19 protein-coding genes are annotated in these 17634 nt (G+C 66.0%); 11 read left to right on the forward strand and 8 right to left on the reverse strand.

Annotated elements, in window-relative coordinates; all coding sequences use genetic code 11:
- Nucleotides 1-186: 186 nt before the first annotated feature.
- Together adhE and ON20_RS09530 are read left to right on the forward strand one after the other, a co-directional pair.
- Nucleotides 187-2775 (forward strand): bifunctional acetaldehyde-CoA/alcohol dehydrogenase, encoded by a 2589-nt coding sequence (gene adhE, locus ON20_RS09525; protein WP_281032859.1) that lies wholly within the window; start codon nt 187-189, stop codon nt 2773-2775.
- On the forward strand, nt 2765-3202 hold the full coding sequence (locus ON20_RS09530; RefSeq protein ID WP_040834646.1) for an SRPBCC family protein: 438 nt from the start codon (nt 2765-2767) through the stop codon (nt 3200-3202). Before adhE ends, ON20_RS09530 begins: the two co-directional genes overlap by 11 nt.
- Before the next feature lie 132 nt (nt 3203-3334).
- On the opposite strand, the gene mscL is transcribed toward ON20_RS09530, so the two are convergent.
- Both mscL and ON20_RS09540 read right to left on the reverse strand, forming a co-directional pair.
- On the reverse strand, nt 3335-3982 hold the full coding sequence (gene mscL, locus ON20_RS09535) for a large conductance mechanosensitive channel protein MscL (RefSeq protein WP_306306834.1): 648 nt from the start codon (nt 3980-3982) through the stop codon (nt 3335-3337).
- Between the two features lie 89 nt (nt 3983-4071).
- Nucleotides 4072-4677: a TetR/AcrR family transcriptional regulator gene (locus tag ON20_RS09540; protein ID WP_040834647.1), complete on the reverse strand. Its 606-nt coding sequence runs from the start codon at nt 4675-4677 to the stop codon at nt 4072-4074.
- Nucleotides 4678-4802: 125 nt separating this feature from the next.
- Between ON20_RS09540 and ON20_RS09545 the strand changes: the two genes are divergently transcribed.
- Together ON20_RS09545 and ON20_RS09550 are read left to right on the forward strand one after the other, a co-directional pair.
- Nucleotides 4803-5522, forward strand: a complete 720-nt coding sequence (locus ON20_RS09545) for a glycoside hydrolase family 113 protein (protein WP_245547135.1) — start codon at nt 4803-4805, stop codon at nt 5520-5522.
- Complete coding sequence (locus ON20_RS09550) at nt 5519-6394, forward strand: helix-turn-helix domain-containing protein (protein WP_040834648.1); 876 nt, start codon at nt 5519-5521, stop codon at nt 6392-6394. The genes ON20_RS09545 and ON20_RS09550 overlap by 4 nt, the downstream gene beginning before the upstream one ends.
- Before the next feature lie 555 nt (nt 6395-6949).
- Here ON20_RS09550 and ON20_RS09555 read toward each other — a convergent pair.
- The 3 genes from ON20_RS09555 to ON20_RS09565 all read right to left on the reverse strand — a co-directional run bounded on the left by ON20_RS09555 (nt 6950) and on the right by ON20_RS09565 (nt 9399).
- A complete protein-coding gene (locus tag ON20_RS09555) occupies nt 6950-8032 on the reverse strand; it encodes a helix-turn-helix domain-containing protein (protein ID WP_157228765.1) in 1083 nt (360 codons plus the stop codon).
- A 105-nt stretch (nt 8033-8137) separates the two neighbouring features.
- On the reverse strand, nt 8138-9085 hold the full coding sequence (locus ON20_RS38665) for an integrase core domain-containing protein (protein WP_040834650.1): 948 nt from the start codon (nt 9083-9085) through the stop codon (nt 8138-8140).
- On the reverse strand, nt 9082-9399 hold the full coding sequence (locus ON20_RS09565) for a helix-turn-helix domain-containing protein (protein ID WP_083864784.1): 318 nt from the start codon (nt 9397-9399) through the stop codon (nt 9082-9084). The genes ON20_RS38665 and ON20_RS09565 overlap by 4 nt, the downstream gene beginning before the upstream one ends.
- Nucleotides 9400-9740: 341 nt before the next feature.
- On the opposite strand from ON20_RS09565, the gene ON20_RS36220 reads away from it, so the two are divergent.
- Both ON20_RS36220 and ON20_RS35650 read left to right on the forward strand, forming a co-directional pair.
- Nucleotides 9741-9953: a hypothetical protein gene (locus ON20_RS36220; RefSeq protein WP_157228766.1), complete on the forward strand. Its 213-nt coding sequence runs from the start codon at nt 9741-9743 to the stop codon at nt 9951-9953.
- Nucleotides 9954-9980: 27 nt separating this feature from the next.
- Nucleotides 9981-10349, forward strand: a complete 369-nt coding sequence (locus ON20_RS35650; protein ID WP_086008949.1) for a MarR family winged helix-turn-helix transcriptional regulator — start codon at nt 9981-9983, stop codon at nt 10347-10349.
- Nucleotides 10350-11215: 866 nt separating this feature from the next.
- On the opposite strand, the gene ON20_RS09575 is transcribed toward ON20_RS35650, so the two are convergent.
- Nucleotides 11216-11923, reverse strand: coding sequence for an alpha/beta fold hydrolase (locus tag ON20_RS09575; RefSeq protein WP_245547148.1), 708 nt, complete (start codon nt 11921-11923; stop codon nt 11216-11218).
- Between the two features lie 408 nt (nt 11924-12331).
- Nucleotides 12332-13024, reverse strand: coding sequence for a helix-turn-helix domain-containing protein (locus ON20_RS09580; RefSeq protein ID WP_306306836.1), 693 nt, complete (start codon nt 13022-13024; stop codon nt 12332-12334).
- Here ON20_RS09580 and ON20_RS38670 point away from each other — a divergent pair.
- From ON20_RS38670 to ON20_RS09600, 5 genes are all read left to right on the forward strand, one after another.
- Nucleotides 12971-13210: a hypothetical protein gene (locus ON20_RS38670; RefSeq protein ID WP_245547137.1), complete on the forward strand. Its 240-nt coding sequence runs from the start codon at nt 12971-12973 to the stop codon at nt 13208-13210. The two genes, ON20_RS09580 and ON20_RS38670, sit on opposite strands and share 54 nt — an antisense overlap.
- A 177-nt stretch (nt 13211-13387) precedes the next feature.
- The gene (locus tag ON20_RS09585) at nt 13388-14473 is read left to right on the forward strand and encodes a fatty acid desaturase family protein (protein WP_245547138.1); all 1086 of its coding nucleotides are present in this window, start codon (nt 13388-13390) and stop codon (nt 14471-14473) included.
- A 54-nt stretch (nt 14474-14527) separates the two neighbouring features.
- A complete protein-coding gene (locus ON20_RS09590; protein ID WP_040834652.1) occupies nt 14528-15319 on the forward strand; it encodes a MerR family transcriptional regulator in 792 nt (263 codons plus the stop codon).
- 4 nt (nt 15320-15323) lie between these two features.
- Nucleotides 15324-15845, forward strand: a complete 522-nt coding sequence (locus tag ON20_RS09595) for a hypothetical protein (protein WP_051162000.1) — start codon at nt 15324-15326, stop codon at nt 15843-15845.
- Nucleotides 15846-15957: 112 nt separating this feature from the next.
- The gene (locus ON20_RS09600) at nt 15958-16482 is read left to right on the forward strand and encodes a hypothetical protein (RefSeq protein WP_040834653.1); all 525 of its coding nucleotides are present in this window, start codon (nt 15958-15960) and stop codon (nt 16480-16482) included.
- 30 nt (nt 16483-16512) lie between these two features.
- Here ON20_RS09600 and ON20_RS09605 read toward each other — a convergent pair whose 3' ends face one another.
- Nucleotides 16513-17340 carry an alpha/beta hydrolase gene (locus ON20_RS09605; protein WP_051162002.1) on the reverse strand — a complete coding sequence of 276 codons (828 nt, stop codon included), beginning with the start codon at nt 17338-17340 and terminating at the stop codon, nt 16513-16515.
- Between the last annotated feature and the right edge of the window lie 294 nt (nt 17341-17634).

Here is a 17634-nt window from a genome sequence, read left to right on the forward strand (position 1 = left end):
CAAGGGCCGATAGCAGGGCACAAAGACCCCAGTCAACGCCGCAGAGCGGGGGTACCGTCACGAACAGGTGTCTCGGAGACCGAGGACACCGGCACCTCCAGGTGAGGAGATCTCGTGGCCAATACTCGGATCGACCCAGCCTCTCGAGCCGCGAATCGCAGCGGTGACGCCGTTACCGCCGACACCATTGCGCCGGACGGTACCGGCATCTCCCGCTACCACGAGGTGGACGCGATGGTCGACACGGCGACAGCCGCGGCGAAGGCATTCCGAGAGCTCGACCAGCGGCAGGTCGACGCGATCGTGGCGGCGATGGCACGCGCCGGGATCCGGTCGGCCGCCGAACTGGCGCGGGTCGCCATCGAGGAGACCGGTTTCGGCGTCTTCGAGGACAAGGTGGTGAAGAACTACGTCGCCACCGAATTCCTCTACGACTACCTGCGCGACAAGAAGTCGGTGGGGGTCATCGACGAGGACGTCGAGCGCAGTATCGTGCGGGTCGCCGAACCGATCGGCGTGGTATTGGCCGTCACCCCGGTCACCAACCCGACCTCCACCGTGCTGTACAAGGCGATCGTCGCGGCGAAGACGCGCAACGCAGTCCTCTTCCGGCCCTCACCGTTCGCCGTCCGCTCATGCGAGCGCACCATCGAGATCCTGCGTGCGGCGGCCGAGTCGGCGGGTATGCCCGCGGGCGCGTTGCAGGTCGTCCCGGACGCCGCCCATGAGGTGACCCATTATCTGTTCAAACATCCCGGGGTCGATTTCATCTGGGTGACCGGCGGCCAGAAGATCGTCGCCTTGGCCAATGCGGCCGGAAAACCCGCGCTCGGCGTCGGACCCGGCAACGCGCCCGTCTACCTGCATCGCACGGCCGACATCAAGGCCGCCGTCGTCGATATCCTCATCTCCAAGACCTTCGACGCGTCGGTGATCTGTCCCGCCGAACAGACCTGCATCATCGACAACGCGATCTACGACGCCACCGTCGCCGAATTCGAGCGGATGGGCGCGTATCTGCTCACCGAGGAGCAAACCGAGGCGCTCGCCGATTTCACCTTCGGGTGTGGCGACAGGGCCAATCTCGAGGCCCTCGGCCGGCAAGCGCCCGACCTGGCCACCCGCGCGGGATTCACCGTGGACCCCTCGGTCAAGGTGCTGCTCGCGCCACTGCCCTCCGACCTCGACCGGCTCGCCGAGCATCCGCTGGTGCGAGAGAAGCTGATGCCCGTGCTCGGGCTGGTGCGGGCCCGTGACGTTCAGCACGGTATCGATGCCGCGGTCCTGGTCACCGAACACGGCGGCCTGGGACACACCTCGGCCGTCTATGCGCACGACCCGGCCGTCGTCGACGCCTACAGTCTGGCCGTGCGTACCGGGCGCATCCTGGTCAACGCGCCTACGGCGGTGGGAGCGCTCGGCGGGATCTACAACAATCTCACCCCGACCTTCTCCCTGGGCTGCGGCACCTGGGGCGGCTCGAACACCACCGAGAACGTCAACTACGAACAGCTGCTGAATATCAAGACGGTGTCCTACCGGCGCAGCCCGCCGCAGTGGTTCCGGGTTCCGTCCAACACATTCTTCAACGCGGGTGCACTGGACAACCTGCGCGATATCGAGTGCGGCAGCGTGGTGATCGTTACCGACGCGCTGAGTGAACAGCGCGGCGTGGTGGAGGAGTTCCGCGGCAAACTGCGTGCTCGGCACGTCAAGACGTTCGGCGAGGTCGAGCCGGAGCCGGGCGAGGCCACCATCCGCCGCGGCGTCGCGCTGCTCGAGGCGTTCGAGCCCGATGTGCTCATCGCCGCGGGCGGCGGATCGGTGATCGACGCCGCGAAGGCGATCCGCCTGTTCTACGAGCACCCGGAGATGAATCTCGCGGACCTCACGCTGCCGTTCCTCGATCCCCGCAAGCGCATGGCCGACTACCCCCAGGACCCGCACAAGGTGCGCTTGGTGGCGGTGCCGACCACCGCGGGCACCGGTTCGGAGGTCTCGCCCGCGGCGGTGCTGACCGTGGGCGATCGCAAGGAGACCCTGGTCGACTACTCCCTGGTGCCCGATATGGCGATCGTGGACCCGCTGCTCACCGTTTCCATGCCGCGCACCCTGACCGTCGACACCGGCGTCGACGCTCTCACCCACGCGCTCGAAGCCCTGGCCTCGGTCTTCGCCTCCCCCTACACCGACGCCTTTTGTGTGCAGGCCGCGCGGCTGATCTTCGAGGCGCTCCCCCGCGCTTACGACGACCCGCACGATCTGGCCGCCCGCACCGACATGTCCAATGCCGCCACGCTGGCCGGCCTGGCGTTCTCGAACGCCTTCGTCGGCACCAATCACGCTCTGGCGCATGCCGTCGGCGCGCGGTTCGGTATCGCCCACGGTCGCGTGAACGGCGTCTTCTTACCACACACGTTGCGCTACAACGCCGGCCTGCCGACCAAGTTCATGCCCGCCCCCGGCTACTCGGCCTACGTCGCGCCCGAGAAGTACGCCCAACTCGGCCGGATCGTCTTCGGCGGACACGAACCCGAGGAATGCCGCCGCCGACTGTTCCAGGGCGTGCGAGACCTGCTCGAACGGCTCGCGGTGCCAGGCACACTTCGTGAGATCGGCGTCCCCGAGAACGAATTCGTCGCGGCACTCCCGGAATTGGCGATAACCGCTTTTCAGGACTTGAGCAACCGCACCAATCCGCGGATGCCGCTGATCAGCGAGATCACCGGCCTGCTCCGGCTCGGCTACTACGGGGACGACGACCATGCCCACTGACAGCGCCACCAAGACCGTGCGCGTGCATGCTCCGGCGGCGCGGGTCCTCGCGACGATCCGCGACGTGAAAAGCCAGCCGGAGTGGATTCCCGAGATCGTCGAAGCCGACGTGCTCGAGGCAGAGGAACAGACCGGCCTGCCGCTGACCGCCCGGTTCAAGGCATCGGCACCGGTCGGTACCGACACCTACACCCTTGCCTACCACCACGACGACAACGGCATGAGTTGGTCGATGGTGCACGGTCGCCTGCAGACCGGTCAGGAAGGCCGCTACCGGCTCGACGAAGCCGGCCCGGACACTACCTCGGTCACATACCGGCTGACCATCCACCATAATCTGCCACTACCCGGCTTCATCCGCGATCGAGTCATCAAAGGGCTGGTGGACCATACGCTGACCGGCTTGCGGAAGCGGGTCGAACGCTGAACCTGCCGGGTCCGCACTCTCGACCCGTCACGACCACAAGCTCGGCGAGCGGCGCGGTCGAAGGGGTCGAGGCGGCACGGTGACCAGATGTATTGCGCCTGTCGAGGTTCGTGCGGTATCGCTTGTCGTGGCTCAGGCCCGCGTCGAGCGTGCCGTTTCGGTCGCGTCTTCGTACATGTCCTGTTCGGCGCGGGCCGCGAGCAGATCCCGGATCTCGGTGAGCAACTGGATATCGGTGGGTACCGCCGGCTCCGCGTTGATCTTCTTCCGCGCCTCGATGCGCTTCTTCACCGTCGTCATCGGCAGAATGAGCACGAAATACAGCACCGCCGCGACCATCACGAAGTCGATGATGGCGCTGATGATCGGGCCGAGCGCGATGAACGTGGCGGGTTTGTTCGGCAGCAGTTGGAAACCGAAGCCCAGGTGACTGTTTCCGCCCAGAACGGCCAGCAGTGGTTCCACGACGCCCTTGGTGACCGAACTCACCACCGCGGTGAAGGAGGTGCCCATCACCACCGCCACGGACAGGTCGATGACGTTTCCCCGCATGAGAAAGTCTTTGAAACCTTTGAGCATCGCAACAACCCTGTCTCGCATAGTGCTTTTCACCGCTGGGGCCGTGCGGCTCTGTCGGCGGGTGGCCGGCACCGCCTTCCGGGTCTCCGGCGCCATATCGCAGGTGATGATCGCAGCAGGGACGAGGGCTCGCAAACCGGCGCCATCGTCGGTGAGCCCGGTGGTTTCGCCGTTCTGCTCGCGGGACTCGCCGCGGCGCACACCTTGTAGTGGGTCGGATCCGACGCCGGTGCTCCGGGCGGGAGTGTCTTGGCCGGCCCGCGTGGGTACTCCGGCCCAACGGCTCGTGCTCAGCGTGGGTCGGGTCCACGCCGCCGCACGAGCGGTAGGTAGACCTCGTCGACGATTTCGACGAGGACCTCGTCGGGTGCGGTCGGTATGCCGCGTGTGACGAACTCGTTGCGCAGCAGGACGATCGCCACGGTGGCGACTCGTGGGTGGAGTGCTTCGGGCGCGGCCTCGCCGCGTGCGACGGCGCGCCCCAGGATGGTGAGCCAGGTTGCGGCGGTGGCGTCGGCGGACTGGTCGGGCAGTTGCGCGAGGAGTTCCGATGCGCCGCCGGCCGCCGCGAGTAGGTCGCGGAGAACGGTGCCCAGTGGGGAGCTCCAGTGCCGGTTGGCCCGGCGCAGCATTTCCAGGGCGTCGTCGCGCAGGCTGCCGGTGTCGGGTGGTGTCACGGCCTCGGCCAGTTGCCGGTAGGCGGCGATGCCGAGTGCGAGTCGGTTGGGCCAGCGGCGGTAGATGGCGTTCTTGTTGGTGCCGGCGCGGGCGGCGACCCGGCCCATGGTGAGCCCGGCGTAACCGTGCTCGAGCAGTTCGTCTGCGCCGGCCCGCAGAATGGCGTCCTCCAGGTCCGCGCCGCGTCGACGTGTCCGTCCCGTGCTGGGTTCCCCCATCCGCGACTCCCTTCGTGACCGTTCGCTATTGGGAACCGATCGTACCTTCATGATTCTACTTGAACTCGGAAGCCCTGGAAGATAAGGTACATCAAGTACCTTATATCGATGAAGGGCACCACATCATGCGAGCCAAGGGCATCAGCTACGACACCGGTTTCCTCCGCGACGGAACGTTCTCCCGCGTGGACTTCCACCCGCCTACCGTCGAACGCGAACTGCGCGTCATCCGGGAGGAATTGCACTGCACCGCGGTCCGCGTCATCGGCGGCGATCCGGAACGGCTGGAAATCGCCGCCGCTTACGCCGCCGAACTGGGCCTGGAAGTCTGGTTTTCGCCATACCCGCTCGAACTGGCCGCCGACGAGATGCTGACGCTGTTCATCGACTGCGCCGAACGCGCCGAACGGCTCCGGGTCGGCGGAGCCGAGGTCGTCTTCGTCTTGGGTGCCGAATTGAGCTTGATGAACCACGGATTCCTGCCCGGCGCGACGCAGGAGGAGCGGCTCGCGCTGCTGCTCGAACCGAAACGGCTGCGTGAGCGCGGTGTCGAGGTGAGCGCGCGAGTGAACGAGTTCCTCGGCACGGCCGTGGCCGAGGTGCGGAAACGATTCGGCGGACCTATCACCTACGCGTCCATCCCACTCGAGCGTGTCGACTGGGATCTCTTCGACATCGTGGGCGTGGACCTCTACCGCTCGGCAGAGGTCGCCGACCGATTCGCCGACGGCGTGCGTACCCTCGTCGCCCAGGGGAAACCGGTGGCGATCACCGAAATTTCGTCTGATGCCTCCTCCTGGTTGCACCTGAAACTGGAACACGCAGGCAAGGGGTGGTGCGTATGACAGCCAGGGCGGCTCTCCCACGACGACTACTGGTTCGTCGGTTAGAACAACTTCGAGTAGGGGCCGGAGTGACGATGGATGCGGCGGCGTCGATTTCCGTCGCCAAGTCGACGTTATGGCGGATCGAGACAGGGCAGCCTGTGAGACTCAATCCTGTACTGCTTGAACGGCTCTGTCAGCTCTATGGACCTTCACCGGAGCTGACCAAGATGCTTCTCGGGTTGGTAGAAGAGACGAAGTCCAAGGGGTGGTGGCATGCGTACAGCGACAGCATCCCGAAGGATTACGGGTTCTTCGTAGGTTTGGAAGACTCCGCAGGACACGAGATCTCATTTCAAACCACGTTCTTGCCGGGGCTTCTTCACACACCGGAATACAAGCATGCACAGATTTGGACCGAGTTCCCCAACAAGCCGCCCGAAGATGTTGAGCGCATGTTGACGGTCGGAATCCGGCGCCAGGACAGGATTGTGGACGGAGAGAAGCCGATCAGGTTGGACTTTCTACTCGACGAATCGGTCTTGCGTCGAGTCGTGGGAAGCCGTGCGGTAATGGCAGATCAGATGCGACATCTGGCGGAAATTGCCCAGAGGCCAAACGTTTCTATTCGAGTCGTGCCGGCTTCGACCGGGACCTATCTTGGCCTGATAGTCGATTCATTCGTTCTCCTGGAGTTTCCCGGACATTCAAAGGCCGACCTGACGATGCCGACCGTCGTGTACATCCTCGGTTTCACCGGTGATCTATACCTGGCGAAGGAAAGTGAGGTATCTCAGTATCGTGATGTATGCGCTGACCTCCGTCGCCGAGCGCTGGATGATGAGGGCACATATGCGCTCATCCTGGATTTAGTTGAGGAGTATTCCGCATGAATGTCGACGCGGTATGGGCGGCGTCGTCGGATGCCTCGGGCTACCGACACGGCCTGCGGATGTGGTAGCGATACTGCACTTGGTATGTCGGCCGAGAATTGTCGGCGCTCGGCGGTAGCGCGAGACCGGATGGTCGCTTCGAACGGCATGCGGTGAATGCGTGGCAAAGCCAGGAGCGTAGGTGCTCGTAGTCGATGTACTGGACGTCTGCCTCGTAGTTGGCCGCGATTCACCTCTTGGCTGCTGTTGTCGTTCTCACAGCCGATTCCGGCAATCTGTTCCACATCCTGGAGATTATGGACAGCCGGCAACTCAAGTCGTGATCCTCATAGGTAAAATCGATGCAACCGCTCCCGCACCGCTGCGGATGACAACCCACCTCTCCGGCAACCGCCATGGTGGACTTGCTTTCTCAACTGGACACCACGATCCAGGCCTGATGGATCCGATCATCCGGAGCATGACGGGCACCGACCAACTTCCGAACCGCTCACTCCTCCCGCTTGTCGGCCGGCAACCGTGCTACCGGCATCTTCGGCACGCACTACTCCTTCATCAATCCAGCCCTCGCCCATCCCTCTCGTCGGCGTAAACCTCGCGCAGGATGGCAAAGGTCTTGGCCAGCAACTCCTTCGCGTCGTCGGCGGTCAGGTTTGTTTTCGCACGCAGATCCCTCACCGCCTCGTCTGGGGAATCGCCACGCATCAGGCACCGCGCCAAAAACAGCGCATTCCTCGGGTCGGGGTGGCGGGCGTTCATCGCCTTCTTGATGAGACCCATCTTGTCCTTGTCGACCAAATCGGCTTTGGGCCGAGAGGTGTCCTCGACATCGAGTCCGGCGCCATCGCTGCCCGCCCCGGGCAACGGCGCGTTCAAGGATATGTCCCGCTCCCGCTTGATATCGGCGAGTGCGGCCTCGACCCGGTCCACAGGCAGGCCCATATCGTCGGCCAATGTAGCGGCATCCCTGGCCTGGCCCGACTGCTCGCGACGATCGAGTTCCTTTTGAACTGCCAGCACTTCCCGTGACTCCCGCCTGGACAATCCATCCTGTTCGGAAACTGCGTTACTCACCACACCGCGAGCCGTCGCCCAGGCGAAGATGGACAACTGACCACGGGCCGGGTTGTACCGGGCCATTGCCTCGAGCACGGCCAGATGGATCGTCTGCCCGAGATCGTCGCGCGTCTCGGGCGTACTCTTGGTCGAGACCAAATAAGCCACGATATAGTCGAGGGTCCTGATTCGCCCGCCCGCATCGGTATACCGGTACTTTTCGAAAATCCTGTTCCGCAAGTCCTTTTCGTCCTCAGATCCCGGGACAGTGGCGAAAAGTTCCCACATCATCGCCTGTATTTCCGGTGGGTCTTGCCGAGCGGACGGATCTCCCATGAACTTCTCGACCGCCGCACGTACGAGCTCGTTCGGCACCCCACCCTTGTCACGCAGCGCCCGCATATAACCGATGTGAGGTGTAGCGACACCGGCCTCCCATGAGCTGGGAGCGTCCGCGGGGAACCCGAGGAACTCGGCGAAACCTCGCCGGCTCAATCCCATTCGGTTACGCACATCCCGCAACCACTCGCGGAACGGCTCGCCCTCCTTCGGTCCGACAAAGGGCTGCCCCACCAGATCCACCCGATACAACTCCCCGGAGTGATGATCTCGCAGACCGAAGTGCTCCACCGCCGCCTGCACCACCTCCGACGGAACCCCACCCTGCCGAACCAACTTTGTCGCGCGTCAAGTAGTTGGCAGGTTTTCGGTCTCGGGAAAGTTGGGTATCAACGGGTCGGCGGTGCCGAGATGGACCTCGGCCGGCCGGTTCCATGCGATCGCCTCGTGTGGGCGGATCGTGTTGTACTCGATGCGGTAGGACTCGGCGTGTGCGGTGAGGTCGAGTGCGGAATCGATCTCTTCGAGGAACAGTCGCTCGTATTTCAGCGACCCGAATCCTCGTTCCCGCGAACCGTTCTGGCCTGGGCTGCGTACTCTGGTGCGGACATGGCGGAGCTCGGGGTGGGTGGTGATGAACGCCTCGAACCGGAACGAGCGGAACGGCCCGCCGTTGTCGGTCACGATCGTCACCGCGGGAATGATGTTGCCCTCGTCGTCGCGCTCGCAGGACTCGATGAGCGCATGCCCGAACATGTTCTGGTAGTCGGCCAGAGCGAGCTCGACCGCGGCGATGGCGTCGTGCTGATTCGCCGTCGGCGACACATGCCACCGGTGCTCGTATTTCGACCAGTAGTCCCGGCATCCGGCGATGCGCCACGTCCCGCCTGTGGTGGTCTCGAACTCGCTGAAGTCCAACTGCCACACCTGATTCGGGCCTGCGGGCTCGGTCGCGAAGGCCGCCTTGCGCCGCTGGGCGAGTTGACGGCGTTCGCGTTGGTAGGCCGCGGGCAGGATCAGGCCCTCATCGCGCGGCAACCGCAGTACCGTGGCCTGGGACACCCGGTGCCCGTCGTGACGGCACATCGCCCAGACCTTGCGGTGTCCCCACGCCGGATGCGCCAGTGCATGCCGGCGGGCGGCGTCGCGCACACCCTCGCGGGCCGGTCGCGGCCACGGCCCCGCCACCACAGCGCCTGCGCGGGCGCGCGCCTGCCTGCGCCGCCATGTCCGCTCGGGCACACCGATCACCTGGCAGAACCTCGTGGTCGGCATGCCCGCGGACACGCGGATCACCTCGAGGTCCTCGAAGGGCCCAATCGGCCCTCCGCGGACTTCTTCCACACCCGCGCGGCCAGATGCGCCTCACCCAGAGCCTGGGTCAGGTCCGCGATCTCGGCCTCGAGCTGGGCCTCTCTCGTCGAGGGCCCCGACTTACCGGCCGCCAGACCGGCCCGGCCGGACTCGAGGAACTGGCGCTTCCAGTTCCCCACCGACTGCTCGGACACCTTCGCCCGCCGCGCCGCCTCGGCGACGGTCACCTCACCGGCCAGGATCGACAACACGATCCGGGCCTTCTCCTCGGCAGGCACTGCCGATGGTCTCGCCATGAACGATCAGACTCCTCTTCGCAGATCAAACCCGCAAATAACGGGCCCTGCCACATAGTCTGACGCGCGACAAAATGACCCACCGCCAACGACACCAACCAATCCGGAAACTCCGGCGGAAGCTCCAAACCCACAACCACGACCCCCTTCGGCAGTCGCGAAAATTATGAGCCACCCCCACCCCCCGGCTGTCCTCACCGATGGATCGGCCGGACACCTCGCGACGTTGTCTCATCGCGCAGCATGCGATTCCTGCTCTGCTCATGAGCGCTGCGACCGGGCGGGCTCGGCCTATTGGTAGGTCGTATGGGTCGGGCGCACGACAATGACCACACGTCGGGATGGCCGGCGACCGGCTTCTCGTCGGCCGAGCCGTATCGTCGGGCGAGGACGTCGAAGAACTCGCCTTGCGGGTCGGGATCGACCCGGTCGACCACACCGCGCACCTCCAGATATCGGTAGGGCCGGTCGGGATCGTTGATGCTGAGCGCGACTCGCGGATTCTATTGGAGATTGCGGAGTTCGGCGCGATCGGTGGTGGTGGTCATGCGTAGGAACTTGCCGTCCCGCCGTACGCGGCGTTGTCCGCACTCGCCGACAACCCAGGGATCCCGGCCGCGGCCCTGGCTCGCGCCTGCGTGGTGACCCCACAGGTGATGACGGTGGTGCTGAAGAACCTGCAGGAACGCGGCCTGATCGAACGGACCCCTCATCCTTGGCGGCGTGGTGTTCTGGAAACGCAGCTGATCGAGACGGGGCGCGCGGCCTTCGAGGCGGCCGACCGGAAAGCAGTGGCGATCGAGCGACGCATCGCGAACGCGTTCACCGAACAGGAACGCGCCACTTTCCGTAATCTGCTGACCCATTTCGCGGCGGCGGCTCGAGAGAAACCGACCGGAGAGTCGACCAGCGGTCCGGGTAGGTATCGACCGCCTCTGCGACCACGGTGATGCCGATGGCCTATTCGGTGTTGGTGATCTCCCGGCCGGCGTCGGCTCGCACGGCGACCGTTTCCGCGTGGTGGTCGGCGATGGGGCCCGCGAGATTTGGGTAGCGGCAGTCAACTGGTTTGTGCCTTCACACAACGTGCCGAGCCGTTCGAGGATCGGTGTCGGGTTCATCGGGTGCATGACCGAGTCGAACAGACCGATGATCGCGCCGATGCGCCCGGCCGCTGTCCCGTAGGCCACCCACCTACCGGGGGCCCGTATCAGGGCTTTTTCCCTCGACCTTGGTGTAGAACTCACGCAGCGCATCCTCGTACGGCATGTCGGGATCGGTGAGGCCGTGTGGATAGAAGGACGATTGCCGGCCGAGTCTCCAGATGAGATTAGTCCGCGCTGCTGTCCAGCTGGTGCCACCCGCACTGTAACTCTTGAAGCATCGGAGCGCGAGGTCGTCAGCGGCGTCGATGTCGAGTCCTCCCCCTTGCAGGATCTCCTCACGTACTCGGCATCGCTGCTCAGGACGTGCGCACGGCGTATCGGAACCGGTTCGACTCGCTGTCGGGAAAACGTCGGGGCGCGAAGGTCGGGAACCGCGGTTGCGGTCCCGCAAGGATTATCGGCAGGCGATCCGGCTCACCCGCAACGGGTTCACACTGCGCGGCAACGGGAAACTGTATACGGCCAAGGTCGGGGAGTTGAAGGTGGCCTGGTCGCAACAGTTGCCGGCGGTCCCGTCATCGGTCACGGTGGTCAAAGGTGCGGCCGGTCGGTATTTCGCCTCAGGAAGCGAACTGTCGCCGGCCCCGAAACAAGAGATCGGGAACCCAGCGGCCACAGGGCGAGTTGGGCCGACATCAGGACTTACTCGTCTAGTACAGAAACCCCCCGATCGCCCTCGCCACCGTTTCCGGGATTGTCGACGGTGCGAAATGCATTTGCCCGGGGAATGTCTCGAGCGTGGCATGGGGTAGCACGGTCGCGAGCCGCTCGACGGTTTCCGGCATCGGCTGCCAGGTGTCGGAGCCCCGCATCAGCAGTGTCGGCGCGGTGACGTTCGACCAGCGGTCCAGGTAAGTGGTATCCGCGATCATCGACTCGAGATCCCGACTCCAGCCGTAGGAGTCGTCGGGTTCGTCTGCGTCCGGCTCGGTGTCGCCCATGAGGTCGAGCAACGCCGCCGGGACGCGCGCCACCTTCTCGGCCAGCAGTTGGTTGGCCTGCCCTCGTTCGCCCATCGCGGTCAGTGCCTCGAACCGGGCCAGGACGGGTGTGAGCTCTGCTCCCGCCGCGTAGAGAGGTGGCTCCCACAGCACCAGCGAGCGGGCCCCGATTCCGGCCGCCGCGGCGTGGAGGGCGACCGTGGCGCCGTACGACATGCCGACCAGGTGGACCGGCAGGCCGATCATGGTGGTGAGTACCCGCAGGTCGCCCACCTCGTCGGCGAAATGTTTCGGCGAGCGACCGGGCCCGCTCGGGGCGTATCCGCGGCGTGCCGGCAGCCAGAGCTCGAACCGGTCCGCGAGGTGTTCGGCCACCGGCTGCCACGAGTGCAGCCCGCCGCCGGAGCCGTGAATCATGATCACCGGAGAACCTGTCCCGATTCGCCGGTAATGAATCGTGGTCCCGTCGAACGATTCGAAGGACGCAGACGGCTCGCGGGTGAATGACGACATGCGGCTACTCTCGCAAAGTCGGCCCTGCCCCTCCAGTAAATTAGCGTCTCGGTTTCGCGCGCCCGACGGTGACCATCTCGAATCGAACCCGCGGAGTGCCGGGGAGGGGCCCAGGTCGGACGACCACCGTCGACCGCGCAATGGGCGGCACTGCTCGGCGCGGTGCTCCACGACGGCGCTCGGGACAGCCTTGCCGATGGCCCGACAGGCTACCGCCGAGCGGCCCCTCGGTGATCATCGGACCGTGATCGTCGCGGGACATCCGACACCGGTGCGGACAACGGCGAGCCGGCGCGGGTGTCGGATGGATGTTCACCTCACCGGGAGTACGACACCGGGTCCCCGCGTCCGGGGTCTCCGGTTCGGCCGGTCGCGTCGCAGATTCGAGTCGGAACACCGAACTCGGCGCTTACGCGTGCGGACGTGGATGCGTTCGCCGTGCTTTCCGACAAGGCTGAGCACCTCGACGCTGTCGCGGCCGGCGGCGCCGAACCAATGCGGAACCTGGCAGTCGAACTCGGCCGCCTCACCGGCACCCATGAGGAAATCATTGTCCCCGAGCCGGACCCGGAGCCGCCCGCGGAGCACGTAGAGCCATTCGTAGCCGGCATGGGTCCGCAGGTAGGGCTCGTTGTCGTGCGCCGGGGTGGTCATCTTGTACGCGCGCGGTTCCCCTTGGTGGCGGGACAGGGGGATCAGGACCCGGCCGTCCTTCCTGGTGGGGTGCTGCGGTATGCGCGGATCGACTATCCGTGGGGCGGCGACGATCTCGTCGAGCGGGATACCGAGGGCCGCGGTGATGGGCAGGAGGAGTTCGAGGCTCGGTTTGCGTTGCCCCGATTCCAGCCGCGACAGGGTACTGGTCGAGATACCAGTGATCCGGGCGAGCTCGGACAGGCTCACGTCCTTCTTCTCGCGGGCACGCTGTAGCCGTGGAGCGATCTGTTCGCGATGGGAAGCGCGGAGTTTCTCCTGGCGGGTGTGCTGCCCGAGGTCGCCGCCGATGCCCCGATCCTCGCGGGCGCCACCACGGTGTCCGCCTTCCAGTTGGGCATCAGCATCACCCCTGTACCGGCGGCCGTGGCGTTTCATATCGGTGCGTCCCTCACCTCGGTGTGTGTGATCGGGGCCGTTCTCACCGCGGCCTTCGTACCGTTGATCCTCCTCGATCGGGCACAGCGGTATCGATGACGATCATTCGCGTGCCGTGATCGCCGGCCCGGGCGCGCGAATGGGCCCGGGTCGACCATCGGACGGTGCGACGACGAGCCGGGAGCGGCCCGCGTATCGCCCGGCCGGACCCGAGGTGTCGTTCCCGACGATAACGGACGTTCGAATGGACATCTTCGGGTCGATACGGTTCGGTTGGTGGTGACGAGTGACCACCGGGATGGACAGGGCGGACAGATGGCAACGGCATACGCGGGGCAACCGGTGGTGCGCACGGCGGAACGTGGACACGGCAGCGACTACGCGGTGTTGTTGCGCCGGGTCCGGGAGGCCGGACTGATGCAGCGGCGACCGTTCTACTACGCCCGGAAGACCGCGGCCGTGGTCGCGGCGCTGGCGGTCGGGTGGGGTGTTTTCGTGGCGCTCGGCGATTCGTGGTGGCAGTTGCTTACGGCCGTGTTCCTGGGTGCGGTCTTCCCGCAGTTGGCCTTCCTCGGACACGATGCGGGACATCGGCAGGTCTTCCGCACCAGGCGGGCGAACCATCTGTACGGGCTGCTGGTCGGCAATCTCGGTATCGGGGTGAGTATCGGCTGGTGGACCGGTAACCACAATCGCCACCACGCCCACCCCAACACCGAGGGCGCCGACCCCGATATCACCGGGGTGCTGGTGTATTCCGCGGATCGGGCGCGTACGGAGCGGAGCTTCCGTAAATGGATCTTCCGCTACCAGGGTTGGCTGTTCTTTCCCCTGGTGTTCCTGGAGGCGGGCAGCCTGCACAACAAGAGTGTCCAGGCGGTGATCCGCGGAGAGGTCTCGAACCGGTTCTGGGAAGGGCTGTTGCTGGCCGCGCACGCCGTCGGGCTCGTCGCCGCGGCCTTCGCCGTGCTGTCACCGGTGCAGGCGGTGGTTTTCCTCGCCGTGCAGCAAGGGGTGTTCGGGTTCTACATGGGCTGCACCTTCGCCCCCAACCACAAGGGGATGGAGGTATTCGGACCCGACGACACCATCGATTATCTGCGGCGACAGGTGCTGACCTCGCGTACGGTCCGGGGTGGATGGCTGCTCGACGCGGCGATGGGCGGGCTGAACTACCAGATCGAACACCATCTGTTCCCGTCGATGCCGCGGTGCAATCTGCGCCGCGCTCAGCCGCTGATCGTGGAGTACTGCGCCGAAATCGGGGTGCCCTACCGTGAGGCCGGACTGTTCGACTCCTATCGCCAGGCGGTGGGGTTCCTGCACGACGTGGGCAAACACGCCCGTCCCGGCGCCTCCTGAGCCCCTTTCCGAGCTCTTGACCATGACGCGGCGTCATAGTTGAGACTCGGTGGCATGCTGATCAGTGAACTCGCGAAGGCGGCGCGCACGACGCCGCGCGCCGTACGCCACTACCACCGGCTCGGGCTGCTCGCCGAACCCGCGCGCGGCGCCAACGGCTACCGCCGCTACACCCTGGAAGACCTCACGCGGTTGATGCGTATCCGGTGGTTGGCGGACAACGGGTTGCCGCTCGGTTCGGTGGCCGCGGTTCTGGCCGACGACCGGACCGCGGAAGGCGTCGCCGATATCCGCGCCGACCTGGAGGCGCTGATAGCCGGCTGTGAACGTGATATCGCCCTGCTCACCACACGGCGGCAGCGATTGACGCGAATGCTCGAATGCGCCGCCGCGGGTGTGGAGTTGAGTGCGCTGCCGCGCGGGCTGGTCGAGGTGTTCGAGACGGTTCGTGCCGAGACGGTCGGGGAGGCGGAGATCCGGGCTCTCGAACGGGAACGCGACTTCCTGGAGGCACTGGCGATCTCGGGAAACACGCCCGATCAGCTGTTCGACTGGTTCGCTCGGACCTTGGGCGACCCCGGGCGGCGCGGGCTGTATCGGAGTTTCCTGCGGGCCTGGGAGGTTCTCGCTGGACGGTCGGCCAACGAGGTCGCCGCGGAAATCGAGCGGTTGGCCCGGGAACTGGCCGGTGACCTGCGGGAGACGTTCACGGCGAGCGTTCCGGCGGGGGCCGCCGGTGACAGCGGCCTCGAGGATATTCCGTTATCGGAGCTCGTGCCGGACGCCGCCCAGCGGCGGGTGGTGGTGCGCGCGGTGGAGCTGTTCTCCGCGGACGGCGAGGGATGAAGCCGTGGCGGAGTCGAACGGAACCGTGTTCCCGGCATCTTCCGGCGCTTTCACCCTGCCTGCGGCATTCACGGCCGCCACGGTGATCGAGATCGGAGTGCTGCATCTGCTGATTCCGTGGGCGTGGCTGCGATGGGTGCTCGACGCGGTGTCGGTGGTATCGATAGCGGCGTTGTTCGCCGTTGTCGCCAAGGATGCCCGGAATCCGCATCGGCTGGTCGACGGGCGGCTCGTGCTCCACCGTTTCGGAAAGGAGGTCGCCGGTATCCCGGTCACGGAGATCTCCGGAGTCGGCGGCGGGCGCCGCTACAGCCCGACGGAACCCGAGGTGGCAGACGGCGAACTGTGCCTGCCGAATCAGGACGGTACGAATGTGGAGATCCTGCTGCGCCGGCCGCGCACCGTCACTCTTGCGGGGTTGGCGGGCCGTCCGGGTCGGTCGGGGGATATCACCAGGGTCCGTCTGTACGTCGATGAGCCCCAGCGGTTCGTGGACACGATCCGCCGCGCGTGTGCGGTCGAGTGAGCCGGTGCCGACCGGACCGGGCGGCGGGTGAGCCGTCGCGCCGGCCGCGTTAGGGTCGATGGCGGGGCCGGAGGATGTCCGGACGTTTGGTGGATACGAAGGGACAGCGGAGATGTCGGATGCCTCGGTCGAGGTGCTCCTGGACGACTTCGAGAAAAAAGACGATTGGGAGTTGACCGGTGTGGGGGCGCAGAAGACGCACCTCACCACGTTCGCGGAGGGTGCGCCGAGTAAGCGCCCCGGTGTGTACGCCGACGGTGTCAAGGGCGCCGACCATCGGGCGCTCGTACTGCTCATCCGTTCGGCCGCCGCGGGTTTCGAGGTGGAGCTCGTGCGCAGGGCGGGTCGTGAATTCTCGATCGCGGGCCGGTCGTCGGGGTTGAATCTGTGGGTTCGGACGCCGCATGCCGAGCTGGAGGTTTCCGCGCGGCTGCGCGACGGGGGTGGCGAGACCCGAGACCTGGTGTTGGGCACCGTACCTGTCGACAGCGAATGGCGGCGGCTCGAACACGAAGTGAGCGAACCCTTCACCGACGCCGAGCTCCTGGGGTTGCGGATCCGACTCGGGGCGGTGGTCGAACGCCCGGGCGAGGTGATGGTTCTGCTCGATGATCTGAGTGCGTTCACCATGAGGTAACCGCGGGGTCATACGATTCGGCGGTGTCGTTCACAGCCGGTCGAGCCAGTCTACGATGGTGCCGATCGACCGGCGGAACGCGCGGGTGCGGGGACGGTTGAGGAATCCGTGGCCGGTGTGCGGGACGACGACATGCTCGGTGGCGACCCCGGCCGCGACGAGTTCTCCGGCGAAGGTTTCGCCGGAGGCGCGGAGGGTATCGTGGTCGGCGTCCAGTAGTAGCGTTGGCGGAAACTCCGCCAGGGTACCGCCTCCGGGGAATACGCCGGGGGCGGTGAGCAGTTCTGCCGAGCCCACGTAGTTGAGGTTCATCCGGCGCACCACCCGCGGGGAGAACTGGGTGAGGCCGTGCAGCCCGCGCACTCGGGAGCGGACCGATTCCGGCAGCGGCGGGAGCGTCGCGTGGAAGGTGCCGTAGCAGAGCACGAGCCCGTCCGGCGGGGCCTTTCCGTCGTCGCGCAGACGCAGGGCGGCGGAGGCGGCGAGACACGCGCCGGCGCTGGCCCCGCCGAGGGCGAGACGCGGTTGCCCGGTTCTCAGGTCGTCGACGGCGGAGACGACGGCGTCGAGGGGTGCCGGGTACCGGTTGTCGGAGGGACGCAGGGGCGCCGAGGGCAGGAACGGGGGCTGCGGTACGAGCGGGTAGTCGACGGCGCGCACCCACCGCCCGGATTCGGCGATACGCAGCGCGACGATATGCGATTCGCGCTGATCGAGACCCCCGGAGACGAATCCGCCGCCGTGTAGCCACAGCAGCGCCACGGCATCCGGTCCCTCGCGGGCGGGCAGGTAATCCCGGATCGGGATCTGCCCGTGGCATCCGGCGATCGCGCCGTCGCGGATCCGGACATCGTTCACGGTGCACTCCCTCGGATCGGTTGTCGCCGCGTTCCGCGTTATGCCTCGGCACGTTCTCGCGGGCATCCGCGCCATGCGGATCAGGCTAGCCCGATGCGCGGCCGAGAAAATATGGTGCGCCGATTTCCGGCCGTGCGGTATGGTCCGCAGCCGTGGGAAACACAAACATCGCAGTAGTGCGGATCCGTCGCGTCTAGCGGCGTGTAGCGACTCTTCTTCGACACCGCTCCGCCGCTTCAGCAGTCCGATGCTGGGCGGCCTTTCACGCTGCCCGGGCAACCCTTCTCTCGCCCG

Source organism: Nocardia brevicatena NBRC 12119 (assembly GCF_000308495.1).
GTDB lineage: Bacteria > Actinomycetota > Actinomycetes > Mycobacteriales > Mycobacteriaceae > Nocardia > Nocardia brevicatena.

Excerpts from the sequence above, each read along its gene's own strand:
- ON20_RS09530 (WP_040834646.1), top strand. The coding sequence starts at position 2,765 with ATGCCCACTGACAGCGCCACCAAGACCGTGCGCGTGCATGCTCCGGCG.
- ON20_RS09540 (WP_040834647.1), bottom strand. The coding sequence starts at position 4,677 with ATGGGGGAACCCAGCACGGGACGGACACGTCGACGCGGCGCGGACCTG.
- ON20_RS09545 (WP_245547135.1), top strand. The coding sequence starts at position 4,803 with ATGCGAGCCAAGGGCATCAGCTACGACACCGGTTTCCTCCGCGACGGA.
- ON20_RS09550 (WP_040834648.1), top strand. The coding sequence starts at position 5,519 with ATGACAGCCAGGGCGGCTCTCCCACGACGACTACTGGTTCGTCGGTTA.
- ON20_RS09565 (WP_083864784.1), bottom strand. The coding sequence starts at position 9,399 with ATGGCGAGACCATCGGCAGTGCCTGCCGAGGAGAAGGCCCGGATCGTG.
- ON20_RS36220 (WP_157228766.1), top strand. The coding sequence starts at position 9,741 with ATGGCCGGCGACCGGCTTCTCGTCGGCCGAGCCGTATCGTCGGGCGAG.
- ON20_RS09575 (WP_245547148.1), bottom strand. The coding sequence starts at position 11,923 with ATGATTCACGGCTCCGGCGGCGGGCTGCACTCGTGGCAGCCGGTGGCC.
- ON20_RS38670 (WP_245547137.1), top strand. The coding sequence starts at position 12,971 with ATGGGAAGCGCGGAGTTTCTCCTGGCGGGTGTGCTGCCCGAGGTCGCC.
- ON20_RS09590 (WP_040834652.1), top strand. The coding sequence starts at position 14,528 with ATGCTGATCAGTGAACTCGCGAAGGCGGCGCGCACGACGCCGCGCGCC.
- ON20_RS09600 (WP_040834653.1), top strand. The coding sequence starts at position 15,958 with ATGTCGGATGCCTCGGTCGAGGTGCTCCTGGACGACTTCGAGAAAAAA.